At 51.3% G+C, this 21,029-nt stretch carries 18 protein-coding genes; 7 read left to right on the plus strand and 11 right to left on the minus strand.

What is annotated here, in order from left to right; all coding sequences use genetic code 11:
- Positions 1-59 precede the first annotated feature (59 nt).
- The 4 genes from cyoD to cyoA are packed head-to-tail and all read right to left on the minus strand — an operon-like array spanning position 60 to position 4,345.
- On the minus strand, positions 60-608 hold the full coding sequence (gene cyoD, locus ACO0LC_RS07680; RefSeq protein ID WP_423002049.1) for a cytochrome o ubiquinol oxidase subunit IV: 549 nt from the start codon (positions 606-608) through the stop codon (positions 60-62).
- The gene (gene cyoC, locus ACO0LC_RS07685; RefSeq protein WP_423002050.1) at positions 605-1,270 is read right to left on the minus strand and encodes a cytochrome o ubiquinol oxidase subunit III; all 666 of its coding nucleotides are present in this window, start codon (positions 1,268-1,270) and stop codon (positions 605-607) included. Before cyoC ends, cyoD begins: the two co-directional genes overlap by 4 nt.
- Positions 1,263-3,269 (minus strand): cytochrome o ubiquinol oxidase subunit I, encoded by a 2,007-nt coding sequence (gene cyoB, locus ACO0LC_RS07690; RefSeq protein ID WP_423002051.1) that lies wholly within the window; start codon positions 3,267-3,269, stop codon positions 1,263-1,265. Before cyoB ends, cyoC begins: the two co-directional genes overlap by 8 nt.
- Positions 3,269-4,345 (minus strand): ubiquinol oxidase subunit II, encoded by a 1,077-nt coding sequence (gene cyoA, locus ACO0LC_RS07695; protein ID WP_423002052.1) that lies wholly within the window; start codon positions 4,343-4,345, stop codon positions 3,269-3,271. Before cyoA ends, cyoB begins: the two co-directional genes overlap by 1 nt.
- Positions 4,346-4,547: 202 nt before the next feature.
- On the opposite strand from cyoA, the gene ACO0LC_RS07700 reads away from it, so the two are divergent.
- Both ACO0LC_RS07700 and ACO0LC_RS07705 read left to right on the plus strand, forming a co-directional pair.
- Positions 4,548-5,852 carry an MFS transporter gene (locus tag ACO0LC_RS07700; RefSeq protein ID WP_423002145.1) on the plus strand — a complete coding sequence of 435 codons (1,305 nt, stop codon included), beginning with the start codon at positions 4,548-4,550 and terminating at the stop codon, positions 5,850-5,852.
- Between the two features lie 387 nt (positions 5,853-6,239).
- Positions 6,240-6,824, plus strand: coding sequence for an outer membrane beta-barrel protein (locus ACO0LC_RS07705; protein WP_423002053.1), 585 nt, complete (start codon positions 6,240-6,242; stop codon positions 6,822-6,824).
- 82 nt (positions 6,825-6,906) lie between these two features.
- Here the strand turns inward: ACO0LC_RS07705 and ACO0LC_RS07710 are convergent, their stop codons facing one another.
- Genes ACO0LC_RS07710 through ACO0LC_RS07720 form a run of 3 tightly spaced genes read right to left on the minus strand, consistent with a single transcriptional unit; the run spans position 6,907 to position 9,590 of the window.
- The gene (locus tag ACO0LC_RS07710; protein ID WP_423002054.1) at positions 6,907-7,662 is read right to left on the minus strand and encodes a MipA/OmpV family protein; all 756 of its coding nucleotides are present in this window, start codon (positions 7,660-7,662) and stop codon (positions 6,907-6,909) included.
- A gap of 15 nt (positions 7,663-7,677) precedes the next feature.
- Positions 7,678-8,316, minus strand: coding sequence for a response regulator (locus ACO0LC_RS07715; RefSeq protein ID WP_423002055.1), 639 nt, complete (start codon positions 8,314-8,316; stop codon positions 7,678-7,680).
- Positions 8,313-9,590: a sensor histidine kinase gene (locus ACO0LC_RS07720; RefSeq protein ID WP_423002056.1), complete on the minus strand. Its 1,278-nt coding sequence runs from the start codon at positions 9,588-9,590 to the stop codon at positions 8,313-8,315. Before ACO0LC_RS07720 ends, ACO0LC_RS07715 begins: the two co-directional genes overlap by 4 nt.
- Positions 9,591-9,819: 229 nt before the next feature.
- Between ACO0LC_RS07720 and ACO0LC_RS07725 the strand changes: the two genes are divergently transcribed.
- A complete protein-coding gene (locus tag ACO0LC_RS07725) occupies positions 9,820-10,578 on the plus strand; it encodes a hypothetical protein (RefSeq protein WP_423002057.1) in 759 nt (252 codons plus the stop codon).
- A gap of 10 nt (positions 10,579-10,588) precedes the next feature.
- Here the strand turns inward: ACO0LC_RS07725 and ACO0LC_RS07730 are convergent, their stop codons facing one another.
- The 4 genes from ACO0LC_RS07730 to ACO0LC_RS07745 are packed head-to-tail and all read right to left on the minus strand — an operon-like array spanning position 10,589 to position 14,941.
- Entirely contained in the window at positions 10,589-11,770 is a 1,182-nt protein-coding gene (locus ACO0LC_RS07730) for an FAD-dependent monooxygenase (protein WP_423002058.1), read from the minus strand.
- Between the two features lie 4 nt (positions 11,771-11,774).
- Positions 11,775-13,142, minus strand: coding sequence for a Xaa-Pro aminopeptidase (pepP, locus tag ACO0LC_RS07735; protein ID WP_423002059.1), 1,368 nt, complete (start codon positions 13,140-13,142; stop codon positions 11,775-11,777).
- Between the two features lie 2 nt (positions 13,143-13,144).
- The gene (gene murU / locus ACO0LC_RS07740; RefSeq protein WP_423002060.1) at positions 13,145-13,858 is read right to left on the minus strand and encodes an N-acetylmuramate alpha-1-phosphate uridylyltransferase MurU; all 714 of its coding nucleotides are present in this window, start codon (positions 13,856-13,858) and stop codon (positions 13,145-13,147) included.
- Between the two features lie 18 nt (positions 13,859-13,876).
- Complete coding sequence (locus ACO0LC_RS07745; protein ID WP_423002061.1) at positions 13,877-14,941, minus strand: aminoglycoside phosphotransferase family protein; 1,065 nt, start codon at positions 14,939-14,941, stop codon at positions 13,877-13,879.
- A gap of 147 nt (positions 14,942-15,088) precedes the next feature.
- Between ACO0LC_RS07745 and ACO0LC_RS07750 the strand changes: the two genes are divergently transcribed.
- The 4 genes from ACO0LC_RS07750 to rsmA all read left to right on the plus strand — a co-directional run bounded on the left by ACO0LC_RS07750 (position 15,089) and on the right by rsmA (position 20,877).
- Positions 15,089-17,395, plus strand: coding sequence for an LPS-assembly protein LptD (locus ACO0LC_RS07750; protein ID WP_423002062.1), 2,307 nt, complete (start codon positions 15,089-15,091; stop codon positions 17,393-17,395).
- A gap of 262 nt (positions 17,396-17,657) precedes the next feature.
- The gene (locus ACO0LC_RS07755) at positions 17,658-19,022 is read left to right on the plus strand and encodes a peptidylprolyl isomerase (RefSeq protein ID WP_423002063.1); all 1,365 of its coding nucleotides are present in this window, start codon (positions 17,658-17,660) and stop codon (positions 19,020-19,022) included.
- Entirely contained in the window at positions 19,022-20,065 is a 1,044-nt protein-coding gene (gene pdxA / locus ACO0LC_RS07760) for a 4-hydroxythreonine-4-phosphate dehydrogenase PdxA (RefSeq protein WP_423002064.1), read from the plus strand. The genes ACO0LC_RS07755 and pdxA overlap by 1 nt, the downstream gene beginning before the upstream one ends.
- 29 nt (positions 20,066-20,094) lie before the next feature.
- Positions 20,095-20,877 (plus strand): 16S rRNA (adenine(1518)-N(6)/adenine(1519)-N(6))-dimethyltransferase RsmA, encoded by a 783-nt coding sequence (gene rsmA / locus ACO0LC_RS07765; protein ID WP_423002065.1) that lies wholly within the window; start codon positions 20,095-20,097, stop codon positions 20,875-20,877.
- Positions 20,878-21,029: the final 152 nt, after the last annotated feature.

Below are 21,029 nucleotides of genomic sequence, written 5' to 3' on the forward strand. Positions count from 1 at the left end.
CTGAGCTGCGTTTGACGGCAGATCAGCCTCCTTGCTTGCCATTCCTGGTTCCAGCTGATTCATTGCATGGAAGACATGGGCTTGCTAGCGTCCGCTGCGGGACTGGACGCTGGTACTACCTCTGGTGCTATTGCCGGTACTACGTCCGATGTTGCTGCCGGCGTCAATTGCGCGGCAGGCTTGGACATAGACATGGGCGCAGCATTGATGGACTGTGGCTTTGTTTCCGTCTCATGCATCATGCCAGGCATCATATTGTGATTCAGGTGATACATCACCCACAATGATCCGCTCATCATGATAAATACCAGCATGCCGGTGAACAGCAAGGCCAGCATGGTCCAGCCACCTTCTGATTTGCTGTTCATGTGCAGGAAATACACCATGTGCACGACGATCTGTATCGCTGCAAATACCAGCAGGACTATGCCTGTGGTACTTGATTTGTTCATGACTTTGTCCATCACCAGCCAGAAGGGGATGGCGGTCAAAATCACAGCCAGGATAAATCCCGTGGCATAGTCTTTCAGGCTGCCATGATTGGCGTGTGTGTGGCCATGATGATCATCGTGGTGGCCATGCGCCATGTGTTCTTGGTGTGCGCTCATGGCAAGACTCCCATCAAATAAACAAAGGTAAATACACCGATCCAGATCACGTCCAGGAAATGCCAGAACATGGACAGGCACATCAGTCGCCTGCCATTCTCAGGCGTCAGGCCATGACGGCCTATCTGGAACATCAGGGTAATCAGCCAGATAATACCGAAAGTCACGTGCAGACCATGCGTGCCAACCAGCGCAAAGAAGGAGGTCAAAAAGCCGCTGCGGTGTGGGCCCGCGCCTTCATGTATCAGGTGGGCAAATTCATACAATTCCAGGCTGATAAAACCGGCACCCAGCAAGCCGGTGATGGCCAGCCAGATCAAGGTGGCTTTCACGCGCTTGCGCTGCATTTCCAGCATGGCAAAGCCATAGGTGATGGAAGATAACAGCAGCAGGGAGGTATTGATGGCAACCAGCGGCAGGTCAAACAATTCTGCACCTGTAGGGCCACCAGCATAGTTGCGACCCAGTACCGCATAGGTGGCAAACAGGCAGGCGAAGATCAGGCAGTCGCTCATCAGGTAGAGCCAGAAACCGAGCAAGGTGCCGTTTTCCGGATGATGTTCCTTGACATAAAAATCGCTGCTGGCAAGTTTGCCAGGCTGCGAAGCTGCACTGGTATTCAAGTTCGTGCCCTCGTTGGGAAAAGTTGCGGTATTAGACATGGCTGGCACCTAGCAGGCGAGTACGTTCATCTTCTGTGCGGATCACATCGGCAACAGGGATGTAGTAATCGCGCTTGTAATTAAAGGTATGGACGATGATGGCTGCCATCATGGCAACAAAGCCGAGGATGGCTGGCAACCACATTTGCCAGATCAGGGCAAAGCCACATGCCGCACTCAGCAAGGCAATGATGAAGCCTGCACCGGTATTCTTGGGCATATGTATAGGCACAAAACCATCCGTTGGCCTGGCGTATTGATTGCTCTTCATGTCAGCCCAGGCATCGTTGTCATACACCTTGGGTGTAAAGGCAAAGTTATACGGCGCTGGTGGCGAGGATGTAGACCATTCCAGCGTACGACCACCCCATGGGTCACCCGTAAAGTCACGCAGGGATGCGCGGCGCTTGAAGCTGACATATAACTGGATGATGAAAGAAGCAATACCCAGGGCAATCAGGACGGCACCGAAAGCCGCGATCTGGAACCAGATCTGCAGGGATGGATCTTCAAAATGGCTCAAACGTCTTGTGATACCCATCAGGCCCAGAACATACAAAGGCATGAAAGCGAAATAGAAGCCTATGGTCCAGAACCAGAAGCAGCATTTGCCCCAGAAATCATCCAGCTTGTAGCCAAAAGCTTTAGGGAACCAGTAGTTGATACCTGCGAACATACCGAACAGCACGCCACCGATAATGACGTTATGGAAGTGAGCAATCAGGAACAAACTGTTATGCAAAACGAAGTCAGCAGGCGGCACGGCCAGCAAGACACCTGTCATACCACCGATGACGAAAGTGATCATGAAACCTATGGTCCACAACATCGGCAATTCAAAGCGGATACGGCCACGGTACATCGTGAACAGCCAGTTGAATATCTTCGCTCCGGTAGGGATGGAGATAATCATGGTCGTAATGCCGAAGAAGGAATTGACACTCGCGCCAGACCCCATCGTGAAGAAGTGATGCAGCCATACCAGGTAAGACAAAATCGTGATCACCACGGTTGCATATACCATGGAGGTGTAGCCAAACAAACGCTTGCTACAGAAAGTCGAGACGATTTCAGAGAAGACACCAAACGCAGGCAAGACCAGGATATAAACTTCAGGATGACCCCAGATCCAGATCAGGTTCACATACATCATGGCGTTGCCGCCCAGGTCATTGGTGAAGAAGTTGGTGCCAAACATACGATCGAGTGACAGCATGCCCAATACCGCAGTCAGGACAGGGAAAGCCGCAACGATGAGTACGTTGGTACACAGTGCAGTCCAGGTAAACACTGGCATCTTCATCATCGTCATGCCAGGCGCGCGCATTTTAATGATGGTGGCGATCAGGTTGATACCCGATAGCAGGGTACCGACACCGGCGATCTGCAATGACCAGATATAGTAATCAACCCCGACATCCGGGCTGGACATGATGCCAGACAGCGGTGGATATGCCAGCCAGCCAGTACGGGCAAATTCACCCACGAACAGCGAGACCATCACCAGGCCGCCGCCAAAGGCAGTCATCCAGAAGCTGAAATTATTCAGGAAAGGAAAAGCCACGTCGCGTGCACCGATTTGCAGAGGTACGACGTAGTTCATCAAGCCAGTCACCAGCGGCATCGCCACGAAAAAGATCATGATCACGCCATGCGCGGTAAAGATCTGGTCATAGTGATGTGGTGGCAAGAAACCTGCTGCATCACCAAAGGCCAATGCCTGTTGCAGTCGCATCATTAGGGCGTCAGCAAAGCCGCGCAGCAACATCACTATGGCAAAAATCACATACATGATGCCTATCTTTTTGTGATCGATACTGGTAAACCAGTCGCGCCACAATGTGCTCCAGACACGGAAATACGTCAGTGCACCAAGCAGCGCAATGCCACCGAGTGCGACAGCGGCAAAGGTCGCCAGCAGGATAGGTTCATGAAAGGGAATCGCTTCCCATGAGAGACGGCCGAAGATCAGCTTCGTCAAATCGATATGGTCTTGCATCATTTATTTCCGATGATAAGAGGAGATGCTTCTGGAGATGTTTTGCAAATGTCAGCGTCCAGAGCGGCGGACAAGCGTGCTATGCGTGCTGCGTTGTCTTGTGCCAGGCGTTGCGTGAATAAATTGGTGAAATCCCGTTTTGCTTCAGATGCGGCATAGGCTCTGGCATTTGCCTTGGCATCGCTCATCATCATCTTGTCCATACAGACTTCGCCAGCAGCTACACAACGATTCAGGATGGCATGATATAAATCTGCATCGACACTGGCGTAGTGACGTACCGGGTCACGCTGGCTGGGCTTTTCCAATTGCTGATAAGTCTTGCGGTCCAATGTCTGGTTTTTTGCTTTGGCAGCTTGTACCCATTGTTCAAAATTCTGCGTGCTCATGCCATGGAATTTAAAGTGCATGTCAGAGAAACCGGCACCACTGTAGTTGGCAGAGAAGCCATCGAATTCACCTGGCTTGTTAATCACGGCATTGAGCGTCGTCTGCATGCCTGGCATTGCATAGATCTGGCCAGCCAGTGCAGGAATGAAGAAGGAATTCATGACATTTGATGCCGTAATCTTGAAGCGCACAGGCACATCGACGGGTGCTGCCAGCTCATTGACCGTGGCGATGCCAAGGTCGGGATAGATGAACAGCCATTTCCAGTCCAGCGCTATAACCTCGACGTTGAGGACCTTCGCATCGGCAGGAAGAGGGCGGTTTTCATCCAGGCGTGACAGTTTGCGATAAGGGTCCAGCGTATGCGTGCTGATCCAGGTGATCAGGCCCAGAGCAATGATAATCAGCAAGGGTGCACCCCAGATCACCAGCTCCAGTTGAGTGGAGTGGTCCCAGTCTGGTTCATACTTTGCTGAGGTGTTGTTTTTTCTGTAACGCCAGGCAAACAGTATGGTCAGAAAGATCACTGGTACGATGATCAGCAGCATGAGCAAGGTAGATACCCAGATCAAATGGCTTTGCTGGGAGGCGATATCGCCTGATGGATTCATTACCACCGTGTTGCAACCCGCCAACAAAATTGCAGAAAAAACAGCAAATCCGCGTCGAGCAAATAAGGGAATCATATTGAGATAGGTCAATGAATATAGAAATTTGTGCTAATGTACCCTTACAAAAAGGCCTTGGCGATTGGACGTTTTGTCCTAGTTTTCAAATAAGCATCATCGATGACGATCGCACAGGAGCCAGACTATAATTTTTGAGACAATATGAGGGACCATCATGGCTAGCATCAGCACCAGTGAAAATCAACTGCCCTCCAGATCTATGGCAGATCCTGCAATCAGGAATATCAAAAACAATCATTCCGATCATTCCTCAATTGCCCCCGGCGAAATCGCCATAGGCGTCGTCATAGGACGGGCCTCGGAATATTTCGACTTTTTTGTCTATGCATTGGCTTCAGTGCTGGTTTTCCCCCAGGTTTTCTTTCCATTTGAACAAAGATTAGAGGGTACGCTGTATGCCTTCGTGATTTTTTCCTTTGCTTTTCTGGCACGTCCGTTTGGCACAGTGGCCTTTATGGAAATCCAGAAACACCTGGGACGTGAAGCCAAACTCACCATCGCCCTGGTTTTATTGGGTGTATCTACCGCTGGCATTGCATTCCTGCCAACCTATTCGCATCTGGGTGTCACTTCCATTATCTTATTGTCCTTGTTGCGCATAGGACAGGGCTTTGCGCTGGGCGGTTCCTGGGATGGTCTGCCGTCCTTGCTGGCTTTGAATGCACCGGAAAACAAGCGTGGCTGGTATGCCATGTTGGGTCAACTGGGCGCGCCAGTAGGTTTCATGATCGCGGCGGGCCTGTTTGCCTATATGCTTGCCAATTTGTCGACTGAAGACTTTCTGGAATGGGGCTGGCGTTACCCCTTCTATGTCGCGTTCGCGATCAACGTAGTGGCCTTGTTTGCCCGCTTGCGCCTGGTTTCTACTAATGAATACAAGCATTTGCTGGATGAACGTGAACTGGAACCAACCAGTATTATTGAAATGACCCGTTCACAAGGCCGTAACCTGCTCATCGGTGCGCTGGCCGCTTTGGCGAGTTATGCACTGTTCCATCTGGTCACGGTGTTCCCATTGTCATGGATCACGATTTACTCCAAACGGTCTCTGACCGAGTTCCTGGAAATACAGATGCTTGGCGCTGTATTCATGGTACTGGGGATTATTATTTCAGGGCTGGTTGCTGACCGCATAGGCCGTCGCAAAATGCTATTCATACTGGCGCTGATGATTGCTGTGCTGAGTGGATTCGTGCCCGCCTTGCTCGATGGCGGTGAGCTGGGACAGGATATCTTTATTCTGCTGGGCTTTGGCATCCTGGGTTTGTCCTATGGGCAGGCATCGGGTGCTGTGACTTCTAATTTCGCTCCCCAATACCGTTACACTGGCGCTGCCCTGACATCTGATCTGGCATGGCTGGTCGGAGCCGGTTTTGCCCCTCTGGTAGCGCTCGGGCTGTCTTCACATTTCGGGCTGGAGTATGTCAGTCTCTACCTGTTATCCGGAGCAGCCTGCTCAATAGCAGCACTGAGCCTGAACCGTGCTTTGGAGATCAGGAATTAGTCGACAGCTCATCTTTGCTTAAGTGAGCATCATCATTTTCAAATAAGGGATTTGGGCAAATCCCTTCATTTTGTAGGAGCGGCTTTAGCCGCGATCGTTTTGCCGTAGCGCTTATTTCCGTTTGTGCAAGGCATTGGCGGCTCAAGCCGCTCCTACATCATTTATTTGATGCACTGTCTTGGTCATTTTTCCATCTCCCTCCACATACAAAAAAATCCCGGCAAATCAATATTTCAAATTTCACAGCAGCCAGTCCAACCATGACTTCTGGCACTGTTGATATCAAAGTCCATCCCCTAAGCTAGCCTGGTTTTTGCAATCATGCCTGGTGAGAGAAATTTTCGCCAGCGTGGCGAAAATCTTTTTTTCATCTTAGAGGATTCAACAATGAAACGTATTTTCTGCTTATCCCTGGTTTTTGCTGCTGCCTTGAGCAATGCCAGCCATGCTCAGGATGTTTATGTCGGTGCCACCGTCAGCAGTAGCTATTCCAGCAATCTTAATTTCACTGACGCTGGCAAGCAATATGATTTCAAGAGTAAAGACAAGGCTATACCCATGAAGATTTTTGTTGGATATGATGCTAACCAGAATCTGGGTGTGGAGCTCGGTTATAAGAATTTTGGCAGGACCACGATAGATCCTATACCCGGATCAGGTACTACCTTGACCAGCCATGCGAATGCCTGGTATGCCGCAGTCAAGGGCAGCGTGTTGTTGAGCGAGGACTGGTCCTTGTTTGGCAAGCTGGGTGCAACCCATACCAATACCAGCTTTGCAGGAACTGGCGGATTGCGTGCACTGAGTAGTTCCCCTGACAAGGCAGATTTATATGCCGCTTTAGGAACTGCTTATAAGCTCACCAAGAATCTTGATCTGACGCTGGAGCTGGAACATTTTGGCACTGCCAAAGAAAAAAACTTGAAGTTCAATATGGATGGATTTTCAGCTGGCATTCGTTACCGGTTTTAATCGCTAAAGTTGGGGCCAGGATTTCGTTGCAGGCAGCGCCACCTCTTGCAATGAAACCGGGATGCAGCCGGGTGTCCACAGCTCAATAGTGGTAAGTCAGCGAGCTCATCAGGCTGACCGTATTCGTTTTAGTCGTTAAAGGGCTGCTGGCAGCACTGCCCCATAATCGATTGATGCTGAGACGTGTGGAGAAATCATATTTAGGGCTCAATTCCATGTTCCAGCCCACTTGCAGATAGGTGTTCTTGATGCCTGCTCTGGCGGCATATGCGGGTAAGCCGCTGTTCATTGTTTGTTCAGGGCTGATGCCAAAATAGGATTGCATATAGCGCTGATTCGCCAGCGTCAGGCCCAACTCTGCTGACAGGCTCTGGTGTGGTGCCAAAGGCATGCTGAACCAGCTTGCCAGATGCAGGCGTATACCCTGGTGCAGGCTAGCTGCACCATAATCCAGGCGTGAGCGAAAACCAAGCTGATGGTCAAGACGATAATTGAAGTAAGCACCTGGCGTAAATACCAGTGATGACGAGGCATTGCGATCTGTTCTATTTGACTGCAATTCATAGCTTAGCAGTGGGCCATATTGCAGATGTTGCGGTGAGGGCAGGCGCAGTCCGATTTCTCCGGGTGCGAGAAAAACGCCATTGCTCCAGACGACCGAAGCGAAGGGCAGCAGGTAAAATTTTTGCTTGTCACTTCCTTCATAGCTGGGGGCAATCAGTGCCGCCACACCCAGATCTATGTCGGTAGAGCCTTCCGGCATCATGTCGGGTGTTTGCGCATGCAGCATGGGGCAAAAGCTGCTGCAAAACAGTAGTAAGTATTTTTTCTTGGGCATGATCTCAGATATCAATCAAATACAGCCCAGTTCTATGCCACGCAAGGCGGCACGCATGCGGTCGCGCACAGCTAATTTGGACAAGATGCTGGACACATGATTTTTGATGGTGCCTTCTCCCAGTCCCAGTGCTGTGGCAATTTCATGATTATTCAAACCCGCTGCCATCAAGGCCAGGGTTTCGATTTCACGCTCTGTGAGGCTGTCACGCAGGCGCTTGTCTTCACTGGCTTTGGCCGTACCCGGGTTTTCGTAGGAGGCGCGAGTGCGTTCTGTCAAGGCGGGGCGGAACAGGGTGGCACCCGTCGCAATACGACGTATGCCCTCGGCCAGTCTTTCAGGCGAAATATCCTTGAGTAAAAATCCCCTGGCACCAGCCCGCATACCGGCAAACAAGACATCGTCATCGTCGAAAGTCGTCAACAGTATGGTGGGGGGCAAGTCTGTCTGGGTTTGTAATAATTCTATGCCTGTGCATACTGGCATGCGTACATCCAGCAAAAGCACATCGGCCTGGGTTTGGCGGATGATGGCAATCGCTTCTTCCCCATTGGCAGCTTCTGCGACGACACGGATGTCATCCGTCAGATTAAGCAGGCCACGTATGCCGCTACGCACCAGCATCTGGTCGTCGACCAGGATCACTTTGATCATGCCAGTGTCCTTTCATTGGGTATATTGATCTTTAACATGAAGCCAGCTTCATGATGATTCATGGCGAGTAAGCTGCCGCCAAGTTCTGCAATTCTTTCATGCATACCTTGCAAGCCATTGCCTTCTTTTAATTGCTGGCAGCCTTGGCCGTTGTCATGCATCAGGACTTGTATTGCTTTTCCACTTTCGGTAGACGTGAGATCTATGCGCATCTGGGTGGCCAGCGAATGACGCATGGTATTGCTGATGGCTTCTTGTATGCAGCAAAATAAAGTATGGGCGCTGGCAGGCGTGTGCAGTTTGATTGCCCCTGTAAAGCTGAGCTGTATTTCTGGCTGTGGAATACCGGCGCACAAGCTTTCCAGCGCATGGCGCAAATCTATGTCTTGTTCGCGCCTTTCCTTGCCTACGATGTCCCTGACTTCTGCCAGTAAACTACCCGCCAATTCTGAAGACAAGTTCAAGGACTCCAGCCTTGCTTCTTCCGTTTGCCGCAGAGCCAGGTTCAGATGCAGCTTCAGCGCAGTCAGGTGATGGCCGACGATGTCATGTAAGTCACGGGCTATACGCATGCGTTCAGAGACACGCACGGTTTCTGTCAGCAGGGATTGGGTTGCCAGCAATTCTGCATTGGCTTTGGCCAGTTGCAAACGGCCACGTCGCTCCAGTATGCCCACATGGCAGGCAGCAAACACCATGATTTGCAAGACTAACTCAGCACCCTGATACAGCAGGAAGATCTTCATATTTTCATCTGCGCTGATGATGGCAGAGGCAGACCAGATAGCTATGCCAGCATGCAGCAGCATTTGAGCCAGCAGCCACGGCAAGCTCTTCCTCAATGGGTAAATGCAAGCCAGCTCGGCAGCGACTATATATAAAAAAGCGGAGTTGACGCTACATGCGATGACCAACTGTAATAGCAGTAGTACAGCATCTCTGGACTTGGTTCGCTGCTCTGTCAGTAGCAGATTGACACCTCTGCAAACCAGCCATAGCAAGACTGAAAACCCCAGGCTCAGCAGTGTATAGCTGTAAAAGAACAGATGATAAATCAGGTCGCTTCTATCTGATCCTGCACTGGTCAGACTGGGTGGCTTGGTGAGTTGCCTGGCTACCCAGATCACTGACTGACCGAGCAGGCTGCGCATATCATCGACTTGAGGACCACGCAGCCACAATAGCAAGCTTTCCAGCCCTGTAATGAAAAGGCTTAAGGCTATCCCTGCAAAGATGTAGCGATTGCGACGGATATGGTGGATGAGATTTCTCAATGAGAGCCTGGAGTAGTGAAAGTTGCAGTGACGGTTTCAGTGACAATTTTGATGGCAGTTGCGTATCTATTCAGGGCTATGGGCAATCCGGCGCAATTTTACGCTAAGCATCAGACTAGGAGGAGTGCCAGAAGTCATGGTTCAAAAATTCTCCTTCATGCGCGGGTAGTTCGAATGGTGATGCTCTACAATGTGTGCTCTGCCTCAGTGCTATTCCGGTTTCTCATACATGAAGCAATCTCTGTTGCTACTCCTGGTTTTCTTGCCTCGCTTGACGATGGCTGAAAATGACAATGAACTTCAAAAGGTTGAAATTGCGGCCTTGCGTAATGTAGAGAGGGCAGAGTGGGGCAGTTATCGCCATGCCTACAAGGCTTTTAGCTTCTTCGCGACTTATACACGGACCAGGCCCCTGATACAGGCACATATGCAACTACGCCCATTGCCAAATGCCAGGGATGCATCGATGGCTGGTTTGCAGCTTCAATTAGTAGGAGAAAAAACCAGGCTGGAGATTGCTGTCGATGCCCTGGGGCGTGCCAGTCTGCCCATATTGAAACAGGCTTATGATGAAGATGCAGTCTTGCGCCTGAATCGCCCGCAAGGACAGTTTTACTTTAGCGGGCGCTATTCCATCAGGGAGCGCGAAGACGGCATTTACGATGTTGCAGAGATGCGCTCAGCCTGCGAACAATTGCTCAGCGCCCAGCGTGAATCGGGTTATCGCATCCGGCTGATAGGCAAGAAATGTGCTGGCATCAAATTTGTCTATGCACTCAGTAACAACAGGAGTGATAGCAAGATCGCCATCAATTTCAAGGATGCCGCACAACTGGCACGTGACTTGCCAGTCAGTGAAGGTTCACCATTTGAAGATGACTCCATGGGCAAGTACAGGGTGGCTGTCTACAAGTTTTCTGACTGGCCAGTGCTGGGGCACATCATAGCGACCAGCAAGCCGCTGGCCATAGGGACATTGTATGACTAGCGGAGTGGCTTCAGCGCCAGCCAAACATCATCTGTTCTGCCAGCATGCGTTTTGCTGGCTTGACCATATCCAGTGCACTCAGGCCCAGGCCCAGCAATGCCTGGCTGAATGAACCATCGGGGCTGCTGGCAAATACACGTGCCATGCTGTCGGTGATGCGTATGGTCAGTTTTCTGTCGGCCTGGCGTTCAGCCAGATAGGCTTGCAAGGCGGCCGCAGTGTCATAACTGGCAGCGTCATGCGAGTGCCTCGTCAGTGCACGTGCCAATACCAGGCTGTCACGCAAACCCAGGTTCAGACCTTGTCCTGCGACTGGGTGCAGGGTTTGCGCTGCATTGCCAATCGCCACAGTGCGGGCAGTGGCATGTGCCTGTGCATTCAGGCCCAGGGGGTAAGATATGCGCGCCGAGGTCTTGATGAAGTTGCCGAGACGATGGCCAAAGGCAGTTTGCAGGGCCAGTCTGAATTGCTGCTCATCCAGTGCCAGCAAATGCTCTGCCTGCTCAGGACGCACACACCAGACCAGGGCATAGCCATCTTCCTGCGGCAACAAGGCCAGCGGGCCTTGTTCAGTGAAGCGTTCAAAGGCGCGCCCGGCTATCTGGGCGTCGCTATTTACATGGGCGATGATGGCAGTTTGCTGGTAATCATGGCGCTGACTGCGTTGCTCCTGATCGCCAAAAGTGCCGCCTTCCGCCTGTATGACGATGCCGGCGCTGACATGACTGATTTCCCCTGTGTCTGCATGGCTCAGTGTCAGGCGCACATGGTCAGTAGCTTCTTCCAGAGCGGTCACGCTCAGTGGTCGCTGTATACGTATGCCACTGTTACTGATGGCTGCCTGCAGTGGTCGTATGATGTCGCCATAACGGGCTACATAACCCAGGTCAGGCACTGCATAGTCAGCTGCCCGCATCAGGCTGCGGCCAAAATGGCCACGACGTGAAACATGGATTTCCTGGATGGCAGTTGCCTTGACGGGCCAGGCACCAGCTGCCTGCAAGATTTGCCTGCTGCCATAGGAAATAGCAATAGAGCGGGCATCCTGTGCTGCCTGCTCAGCGGTCTTGGCATCGTAAAGTGCAATGCGCTTAGTTGGGTAACCCTGTTGTTGCAACAACAAAGCCAGCGCTTGCCCTACCGGGCCTGCGCCACAAATGGCGATATCGACATCATTGATAGTGTGAGTCATCTTTTTAGCCTTGGGGCTTGGCCATTTCTGCTTCTATCTCTGCTACGGTTTTTGGTGTGTCGCGGCTCAGGTTGAGATGGCCATCAGCCGTAATCAGGATATCGTCTTCTATGCGTATGCCTATGTTCCAGTATTCTTGCGGTACGCCTTCGGCAGGACGCACATAGATGCCGGGTTCTATAGTGATGACCATGCCGGCTTGCAACTGGCGGTAAGCCCTGGTATCGCCAGTTTTCAGTGCCTCGCGATAGTCGCCAACATCATGTACATCCAGTCCCAGCCAGTGGCCAGTACCATGCATATAGAAATGGCGGAAGGCGGCGCTGGCAATCGCATCATCAAGACTGCCGACCTTGTTTTTATCCAGCAAGCCACAATCAAGCATACCCTGAGTCAGCACACGTACTGCTGCGTTGTGGCCATCCATATAGACAGAACCTGGGCGTGCACATTCCAGTGCTGCCTGCTGCGATGCCAGTACGATTTCATACAAACGTCTTTGCGCGGGACTGAACTTGCCATTCGCCGGGAAGGTACGGGTAATATCAGATGCATAGCTATCAAATTCACAGCCAGCATCGATCAGGACCAGGTCACCATCCTTGATCTGCGCCTGATTGCTTTGATAATGCAGGATGCAGGCATTGGCACCAGTGGCGACGATGGACCCATAAGCAGGTGCCTGAGCGCCATTGCGGCGGAATTCATACAGCAGCTCGGCTTCCAGTTCATACTCGAACTTGCCTGGCAGGGTGCTACGCATGGCGCGCGCATGGGCAGCAGCAGAAATGCTGGCTGCACGCTGCATCAAGGCGATTTCTGTTGCATCCTTGAACAGGCGCATTTCATCTATCAGCTCACGTACGTCCACCGTAATGGAGGGGGACTTGATACCGCTGCGGCTCTTGTCGCGCACCGCTTGCAGGCTTTGCTGCACCTGGCTGTCTATATGGGGTTCTTGTGCGGCACTGTAAAACAGTTGGTGCGCATCACTGAGCAGGGCAGGTAATTTTTCTGCCAGACTGATAATGGGATAAGCAGCATCGAAAGCAAATTCTTTGGCTGCAGCTTCAGGCCCATAGCGAAAGCCATCCCAGATTTCATGCTCGGGATCTTTTTCGCGGCAAAATAAAATCGATTGTTGCGTGTCGGCAGTGGCGATCAGCACGATCACAGCTTCAGGCTCAGTAAAACCAGACAAATAATAAAAATGACTATCGTGGCGGAAAGGGAAGTAATTATCGCTATTGCGTATCCATTCGCGCGCTGTTGGTATGACAGCCACACCACCACCTTGCGCCTGTATCTGCGCCATCAGTTGCTGGCGGCGCGCCGTATAGGCAGCAAATTTGGCAGTCGTGTTCACACTCATGTTTATCCTTTGAAATTCAGGGGCGCATTCAGCGCTTCAAGCTGGTCTGGCGTGCCCAGATTATGCCAGTCACCACGGTATAGCTCACCGCCTATGCGGCCTGCATCTACGTATTCACGCAGCAGGGGGCCGAGTTTGGCATGGTCGCCAGGGCGTATCGAGGCAAACATTTCAGGGCGATAGACGCCTATATTGCCAAAAGTAAGTCTAGGCGTGCCTTCATTCGCCAATCCCATGAGTGTCAGGGCAAAGTCGCCAGTCGGGTGGAAACCGGGGTTCTTCACCATATACAGCCAGGCGATATCACGTTTGTCTGCCGGATGTGGATTGCCCCAGGGATCATTTTCTTCCAGGGTATTCAAGCATTCTGCAAAATTGAAGTGAGGGATATAGATGTCGCCAGACACCACGATAAAGGGATCATCACCGAGCAAATGCAGAACCTTGGCAATGCCGCCTGCGGTTTCCAGTGCTTGCTCTTCGGCTGAGTATTGTATTTTTGCGCCAAAGCGCGAACCGTCGCCAATGACATCTTCTATCATATGGCCCAGATGGGCATGATTGATGACCATCTCGGTGATCCCGGCTTTCACCAGGTTCAGGATATGCCAGACGATTAGCGGCCTGCCGCGCACTTTCAGCAAAGGCTTGGGGCAGGTATCGGTCAATGGGCGCATACGTTCGCCGCGCCCGGCGGCAAGTAACATGGCTTTCATGATTTTTATTGCCCCGCCTTAGAAGGTATAGCCAACTTGCGGCGCATTGTCTTGCAGCTCATCGAGCAAGCGCAACAGTGGGATCAGTTCCTTGTAGCGATGGGAAGTCTTGCGCACATATTCCATGACGGTAGGGATATCGCCCAAAAATTTATCCTTGCCATCCCTGTGCCACAGACGGGCAAACAGGCCGAGGATTTTCAAATGACGCTGCAAGCCCATCCATTCAAAATCGCGGTAGAAGCTGTCGATGTCCGGTGCCACTGGCAAACCGGCACGCCTGGCTTTTTCCCAATAACGTATGGCCCAGTCGAGTACGATTTCTTCATCCCACTGCACATAGGCGTCGCGCAACAGCGACACCAGATCGTAAGTGATAGGACCATACACCGCATCCTGAAAATCGAGAATGCCAGGGTTGCCCTTGTCCATCCACATCAGATTGCGGGAGTGGTAGTCGCGGTGCACATACACTTGTGGTTGTGCCAGGGCGCTTGCCAGCAAATGATCAAATACCTTGTTGAGCGTGGCTTCCTGGGCTTCTGTCAGGTTCACACCCAGGTGTTTGCCTATATACCATTCCTTGAAGATATTCAGTTCGCGCAGCAAGAAAGCCCTGTCATATTCCGGCAAGACCTCGGCCTGGCTTTGCGCCTGTAACAGGATCAGGCTGTCGATGGCATCCAGATACAGCTTGTGGGCATTGTCGCTATTGAGGATATGTCCATAGGTATTGGTGCCCATGTCCGTCACCAGCATGAAACCCTGTTCCAGATCGTGTGCCAGTACTTCAGGTACTGTCAGGTTGATACTCTTTAATAAATTTGCCATTTTAATAAAGGCAGCGCTATTCTCCGTCGCGGGTGGCGCATCGACGGCGATCAGGCTGCCACCATTTTCTGTGTCAATTCTGTAATATTGACGGAAGCTGGCATCGGCCGAGGCAGTGCGGATACTGGCTAGTTTCAGGCTGTGTCCATTCAGGTCGGCAAGCCAGGTTTGCAGGGCGAGTTTGCGCTGTTCCCGGTCTGGTGCGATGGGCGCAGGAGTAGCAGAATTTGCAGGGATTGCTGTAGAAGACATGTATAAAATTTAATAGAAGTTAGTTTGTCTGCATACTTCAAGTGGTTTTGCCAGCATTTAACCTATAATAGGCGACTGATTTCTGGCATATTGTCTGTATGACATCGTCCAGCATTGTTGGCAAAACGCTTATTGACCACTGAATTCATGCGCAGGAAACCCGTATTATCTCACTCACCGCTGTTGTTTCCTACTATCCCGGCGATTCTGGTGTCGGTTTTGGTGCCTGCCTATTTTTCTCAGGCAATGGCCCAGAGCATACCCTCGGACAAGCCTGAGGATGGGCAGGTAAAAATACAGCCGCAAAAACGGCCTGATGAAATGTCAGCCAAAGAGCTGCTGCAAGATCAAAAGCGACTCGACAAGCTTAGCGAAAAGCAAAAGCAGGATGACAAGAATGCGCCTGTCACCATACGCTCGGGCAGTTTTATAGGCAGCCCGGAACGCTATATCAAGTTCGAGCATGACGTCGAAGTCATCAAGGGCGGCACCAAGATCAATGCTGATGAAGCTACCTACCGCAACCTCGACGACGAGATCGAGGCTATTGGCAGGGTCAACATGCAGCGCTATGGCGATTGCTACATAGGCGATAGCGTGCGCATGAAGCTGGATTCGAATTCTGGTTTTGTCACTAATCCCGTCTATAAACTCTTGCGCAATAATGCTCAGGGTCATGCGGCGCGTATCGATTTCCAGGATGAAGAACGTTCACTCATCACGCGCGGCACCTATAGTACTTGCGAGGGCCTGAACCCGGATTGGTATCTGGAATCCGACACACTCAATCTCGATACCGGTCTTGACCGTGGTACGGCTGGCAAGTCTGTGATTTATTTCAAGGGCGTGCCTATACTGGCAACACCTTCACTGACTTTCCCCTTGTCCGGTGCCCGCCATTCCGGCATTTTGCCACCGACCTTGGGTGCTTCATCCAAAGGTGGCCCGGAAATCATGGTGCCTTATTATTTTAATATTGCCCCCAATCGTGATTTGACGGTCTATCCCAAGCTGATTGCCAGACGTGGTTTACAATTGGGCCTGGAAGGGCGTTACCTGGGTGAGACTTATTCTGGTGAAACCAGTGTCGAAGGTTTGCTCAATGACAGGGTCACCAATACCAACCGCTATGCGGTGGCTTCTATTCATCAGCAGCAACTGTTGCCGCAACTGGTTTTATCCTGGAATATCAATTCAGCCTCGGATGATGATTATCCGGCAGATTTTTCACGCACTATTACCAAGACAGCCCAGCGCCTTTTGCTGCGCGAAGCCAATCTGACGTATTTTGGTTCCTTCTGGAATGTAGGTCTGAGGACCTCGAATTACCAGGTTTTGCAAGATCCGGTTTCTCATATTGACCGCCCCTATGACCGTTTGCCGCAATTGCAATTGCATGCAGAACAGCATGATGTGGCAGGGCTGGACTGGTCGCTCGATACCATATTGACACGATTCTGGCATCCTACCCAGGTGCGTGGTGACCGTACAGTGATCAATCCGCAGATTTCCTTGCCACTGGTACAGGCCGGTGTTTTTGTCATTCCCAAGATATCCCTGCATGCTACCAGTTATCACCTGGTTAATCCTGATCCTGGCAAAGAGGCAGACTTCCATCGCGTAGTGCCCACTTTCTCCGTCGATAGTGGTCTGGTATTTGAACGCAAGACCAATATGTTCGACAAGGAATTGACACAGACGCTGGAACCGCGCCTGTTCTATGTGAATACGCCTTACCGCGATCAGTCGAGCATGCCGAATTTTGATAGTGCGGTCGCCGATTTTAATTTTGCCCAGATTTTCAGTGAAAACCGCTTTACCGGTCAGGACAGGATAGGCGATTCCAATCAGATCACGGCTGCCCTGATTTCTCGCTTCATTGAAGGTAATGGTGATGAAAGCCTGAAACTGGCTATCGGCCAGCGTTTCTATTTCAATACCCAAAAAGTCACACTGGATAATACTGTCAGTCCTAGCCGTTCAGATTTGTTGCTGGCCGCCATAGGCAAAATATCAACAACATTGACGGGTGAAATGGCCTTGCAATTGAGCCAGACAGACAGGCAATCGGTACGTGCCAACTATGGCATACACTGGCAGCCTTCACCGAAAAAGATCTTGAACCTGGAATATCGTTACCAGCGCAATAGCCTTGAACAAGTGGATGTCTCTACTCAATGGCCCCTGGCAGACCGCTGGTATGCAGTAGGCCGTAGTAATTATTCCATGATGGATAAAAAACTGGTGGATGGTTTGCTGGGTTTTGAATACAAAGCAGATTGCTGGTCTTTGCGTTTCCTGGCACAGCGTTTTGCTACCACCAGCGTTAACAATACATCCGGCTTTTCGATACAACTGGAGTTGAATGGTTTGGCGAGGCTGGGCTTTGGCGCCAATCCACTTGATGCCTTGAAGAAGAATATTACAGGTTACCAGTCTGCTAATGATCGCTAAGAACCTGCTGACGATCTGAATCACGTGCGTGATCGGTGCTCATGTGCTGCTCTTCACCCCCGCTGACGCTCGCTACAGATCGTAAACAGGTTCTAAACATTAGTCAGAAATGAATAATTTGCTGTATTAACAATAAGTATGCACTAACCCGTTGTTTGTGAAACGGGAGCGAACGTGTATATTGCAACTTTTGCCCGCTTTGTAGCTCTATAACGGGAATGGCTTAACAGGATTTTGGACCGATATGCGACATTTATTGCAAATGAAACAAAGTAACTTACTTTCCAGCTTATTCACTGCACTGGCAGTTTCTGCTGGTTTGCTCATCAGCACGACAGCCTCGTCACAAGTCAAACTTAGCCCTGTTGCCCCGCCTAAAACGCAAAGCAAGGCGCAACTGGTGAATAGTATCGTTGTGGTGGTGAATGATGAAGTCATTACCCGTCAGGAATTGAATGAACAAATCCTGGCCGTAGAAACGAATTTAAAAAGACAGGGCACTCCCTTGCCAGACCGCGCTGCTTTGCAAAAGCAATTGCTGGAACGCATGATCGTCGATCGTGCGCAAATGCAAGTTGCCAAAGAAAATGGCATGCGTGTCGATGATGTCATGCTGGACCGCACCATGCTGCGTCTGGCTGAGCAAAACAAGATGTCTTTGCCGGAATTCCGTAACCAGATCGAGCGTGAAGGTACATCCTACGCAAAATTCCGCGAAGAAATTCGCGATGACATCCTCAAGCAGCGCATACGTGAGCGTGAAGTCGATAGCAAGATACAAGTATCTGAAACCGAGATCGATAATTACCTGGCTGCAGATGCGAACAATAAAGTCGCCAAACAGGAACTGAATCTGGCTCATATTCTGATCAGCATTCCTGAAAAGGCATCTGCTGAACAAATCGCGGCACGCCGTCAGCGTGCTGAAGAAGTCTTGCAAAAGCTGCGCTCGGGTGCGGACTTTGCCAAGACAGCCGTGACTTATTCGGATAGTTCCGAGGCTTTGAAAGGTGGCGACATAGGCTGGCGCGAGCAAGACCGTTTGCCACAATTGTTTGTCGATGCAATCAGCAAGGTCAAGGTCGGCGAGATTTCTGAGATCGTCCGCAGCCCGAATGGTTTTCATATCGTCAAAGTCAATGGCAAACGTGCTGCCAATGACAGCAAGGCCGCAGCGGCTGTGCAACAAAGCCATGCCCGCCATATCCTGATCAAGGTCAGCCAGATCGTGACCGCAGCCGAAGCTGGCCAAAAGCTCAAAGAATTCAAACGCAAGATAGAAGCCAAGGAAGCGACTTTCGAAGAACTGGCCAAGACGCATTCATCTGATGGCTCTGCAGCCAAGGGCGGTGATCTGGGCTGGTTGTATCCAGGTGACACTGTGCCTGAGTTTGAGCAAGCCATGGACAAACTGGCGATCAATCAGATCAGTGAACCCATTACTACCCAGTTTGGCGTTCATATCATCCAGGTGACTGAGCGCAAATCGGATGAATTGTCGAAAGACAGGCAACGCATGGCTGCCCGCCAGGCAGTGCGTGACCGCAAATCCGATGAAGCACTGCAAGACTGGCTGCGTGAAATCCGTGATCGTGCCTACGTCGATTACCGTTTGGAAGACAAATAATGCCACAGCCCAGTTTGCCGGTTATCGCGGTAACCGTAGGCGAACCGGCCGGCATAGGGCCTGAAATTGCAATACGGGCTGCCTGGCAGTTAAGACATGAAGTCAGGTCAGTGCTGATAGGCGACACTGCCTATTTGTCCATGCTGGCCGCCGAGCTGGACCCCGCCATCAGCATGATGGGCGTATCCCTGCAAGCCTTGCGCCATCAGGGCTTGCCTGCGTCTGGCAATGAACGCCTGACCATCATCGATTGCCCCTTGAGTGCCTTTGTCATCGCTGGTCAGCTGGACCCGCGAAATGGCCGGGCCGTTTTGCAGACCCTGGATGTAGCGATAGAAAGCGTGCAGCGCAAATGGTGTCAGGCCGTAGTGACGGCACCGCTGCAAAAAAGCACCATCAATGATGCGGGCGTTGCTTTTAGTGGTCATACTGAATATTTCGCCGAGAAAACCTATACTGGCCGCGTCGTCATGATGCTGGCCAGTGAAGCCAATGATCACTTGCCGCAAGCCTTGCGGGTGGCACTGGCGACTACCCATTTGCCACTCCGCAAAGTTGCTGAAGCCATACAATTTGATGACCTGTGGAAGACCCTGGAAATCATCCATGCAGATTTACGCAGCAAATTTGGTATAGAAAACCCACGCATCCTGGTAGCTGGACTGAACCCGCATGCCGGTGAAAACGGTTATCTGGGCATGGAAGAAATTGAAGTCATTACGCCCGTTATTAAAAAAGCCCAGGCGGCTGGCATGCAGGTCAGTGGACCTTATCCTGCTGATACCCTGTTCCAGCAAAAATACCTGGAGCAGGCCGACTGTATCCTGGCCATGTACCACGATCAGGGCCTGCCAGTACTCAAACATGCGAGTTTTGGGCTGGGCGTGAATATCACCCTGGGTCTGCCGCTGATACGCACCTCGGTCGATCATGGTACTGCCCTGGACCTGGCTGCCAAGGGCACCGGTCATGCCGATGTCAGCAGTATGCTGGTGGCAATGCGTGTTGCAGCCAGCATGGTCAATAAGCAAGAAAATAAGTAAAAACAAGCAAGAAAATAAGTAAGAACACTATGAAACATATCCCTCGCAAACGCTTTGGCCAGAATTTCCTGACCGATGAACTGGTCTTGAGCAATATCACGCGCGTCATCAACCCGCGTCCTGGACAAACCATGGTCGAAATTGGTCCTGGCCTGGCTGCCATGACACGCCAGTTGCTGGATGGATTGACGCAATTGCATGTAGTCGAACTGGATAGGGATCTGGTCGCCAGACTGAAGAAAAATTTCTCGCCAGAGAAGCTCATCATTCACGAGGGTGATGCCCTGCAATTTGATTTTGCTTCCATTCCTGTGCCGGAAGGGCAGAAGCTGCGTGTGGTGGGTAATCTGCCGTATAACATCTCCAGCCCCTTGCTGTTCCACCTGGCCGAGATCGCACCGCTGGTGGAAGATCAGCATTTCATGCTGCAAAAAGAAGTGGTAGAACGCATGGTTGCCGAACCGGGCAGCAAAACTTATGGCCGCCTGTCTGTCATGCTGCAAGTACGCTACCACATGGAATTGATGTTCATCGTCCCGCCCGAGGCATTCGATCCGCCACCAAGGGTAGAGTCAGCCATCGTGCGCATGATACCCAAGCCGGGTGCCTTGCCTTGCGATATCAAAAAACTTGAAGAAGTGGTCACCAAGGCTTTTTCTCAAAGGCGCAAAGTAGTGCGCAATTGCGTCGCCGGTTTGCTGACAGAAGCTGACTTGCTGGCCTGTGGCGTTGACCCACAACTGCGCCCGGAGACTATCGCGCTGGAAGCCTATGTTGCCATGGCCAACCTGCTGAGTGCACGCCAGGTCTGAAGCCGTTTGGAACCTGTTTTCGATCTGTAGCGAGCGGGCGTCAACGGGGTCAGAGTAATAAAAACGCAGCGCAAAAAGCGGAATGTACTTCAGTATATGAGCATTTTGAGCAGCACATGAGCCCCGCATGAACTCCAATGATGCATGAGCTT

The organism is Undibacterium sp. JH2W, assembly GCF_049340425.1.
Taxonomy (GTDB): Bacteria; Pseudomonadota; Gammaproteobacteria; order Burkholderiales; family Burkholderiaceae_D; genus Undibacterium.

Coding starts and splice junctions, on each gene's coding strand:
- murU (WP_423002060.1), bottom strand. CDS start 13,858: ATGAAAGCCATGTTACTTGCCGCCGGGCGCGGCGAACGTATGCGCCCA.
- ACO0LC_RS07700 (WP_423002145.1), top strand. CDS start 4,548: ATGGCAGATCCTGCAATCAGGAATATCAAAAACAATCATTCCGATCAT.
- ACO0LC_RS07755 (WP_423002063.1), top strand. CDS start 17,658: ATGAAACAAAGTAACTTACTTTCCAGCTTATTCACTGCACTGGCAGTT.
- ACO0LC_RS07710 (WP_423002054.1), bottom strand. CDS start 7,662: ATGCCCAAGAAAAAATACTTACTACTGTTTTGCAGCAGCTTTTGCCCC.
- rsmA (WP_423002065.1), top strand. CDS start 20,095: ATGAAACATATCCCTCGCAAACGCTTTGGCCAGAATTTCCTGACCGAT.
- ACO0LC_RS07745 (WP_423002061.1), bottom strand. CDS start 14,941: ATGTCTTCTACAGCAATCCCTGCAAATTCTGCTACTCCTGCGCCCATC.
- ACO0LC_RS07725 (WP_423002057.1), top strand. CDS start 9,820: ATGAAGCAATCTCTGTTGCTACTCCTGGTTTTCTTGCCTCGCTTGACG.
- cyoB (WP_423002051.1), bottom strand. CDS start 3,269: ATGCAAGACCATATCGATTTGACGAAGCTGATCTTCGGCCGTCTCTCA.
- ACO0LC_RS07750 (WP_423002062.1), top strand. CDS start 15,089: ATGCGCAGGAAACCCGTATTATCTCACTCACCGCTGTTGTTTCCTACT.
- cyoD (WP_423002049.1), bottom strand. CDS start 608: ATGAGCGCACACCAAGAACACATGGCGCATGGCCACCACGATGATCAT.
- pdxA (WP_423002064.1), top strand. CDS start 19,022: ATGCCACAGCCCAGTTTGCCGGTTATCGCGGTAACCGTAGGCGAACCG.
- ACO0LC_RS07705 (WP_423002053.1), top strand. CDS start 6,240: ATGAAACGTATTTTCTGCTTATCCCTGGTTTTTGCTGCTGCCTTGAGC.
- pepP (WP_423002059.1), bottom strand. CDS start 13,142: ATGAGTGTGAACACGACTGCCAAATTTGCTGCCTATACGGCGCGCCGC.
- cyoC (WP_423002050.1), bottom strand. CDS start 1,270: ATGTCTAATACCGCAACTTTTCCCAACGAGGGCACGAACTTGAATACC.
- ACO0LC_RS07730 (WP_423002058.1), bottom strand. CDS start 11,770: ATGACTCACACTATCAATGATGTCGATATCGCCATTTGTGGCGCAGGC.
- cyoA (WP_423002052.1), bottom strand. CDS start 4,345: ATGATTCCCTTATTTGCTCGACGCGGATTTGCTGTTTTTTCTGCAATT.
- ACO0LC_RS07715 (WP_423002055.1), bottom strand. CDS start 8,316: ATGATCAAAGTGATCCTGGTCGACGACCAGATGCTGGTGCGTAGCGGC.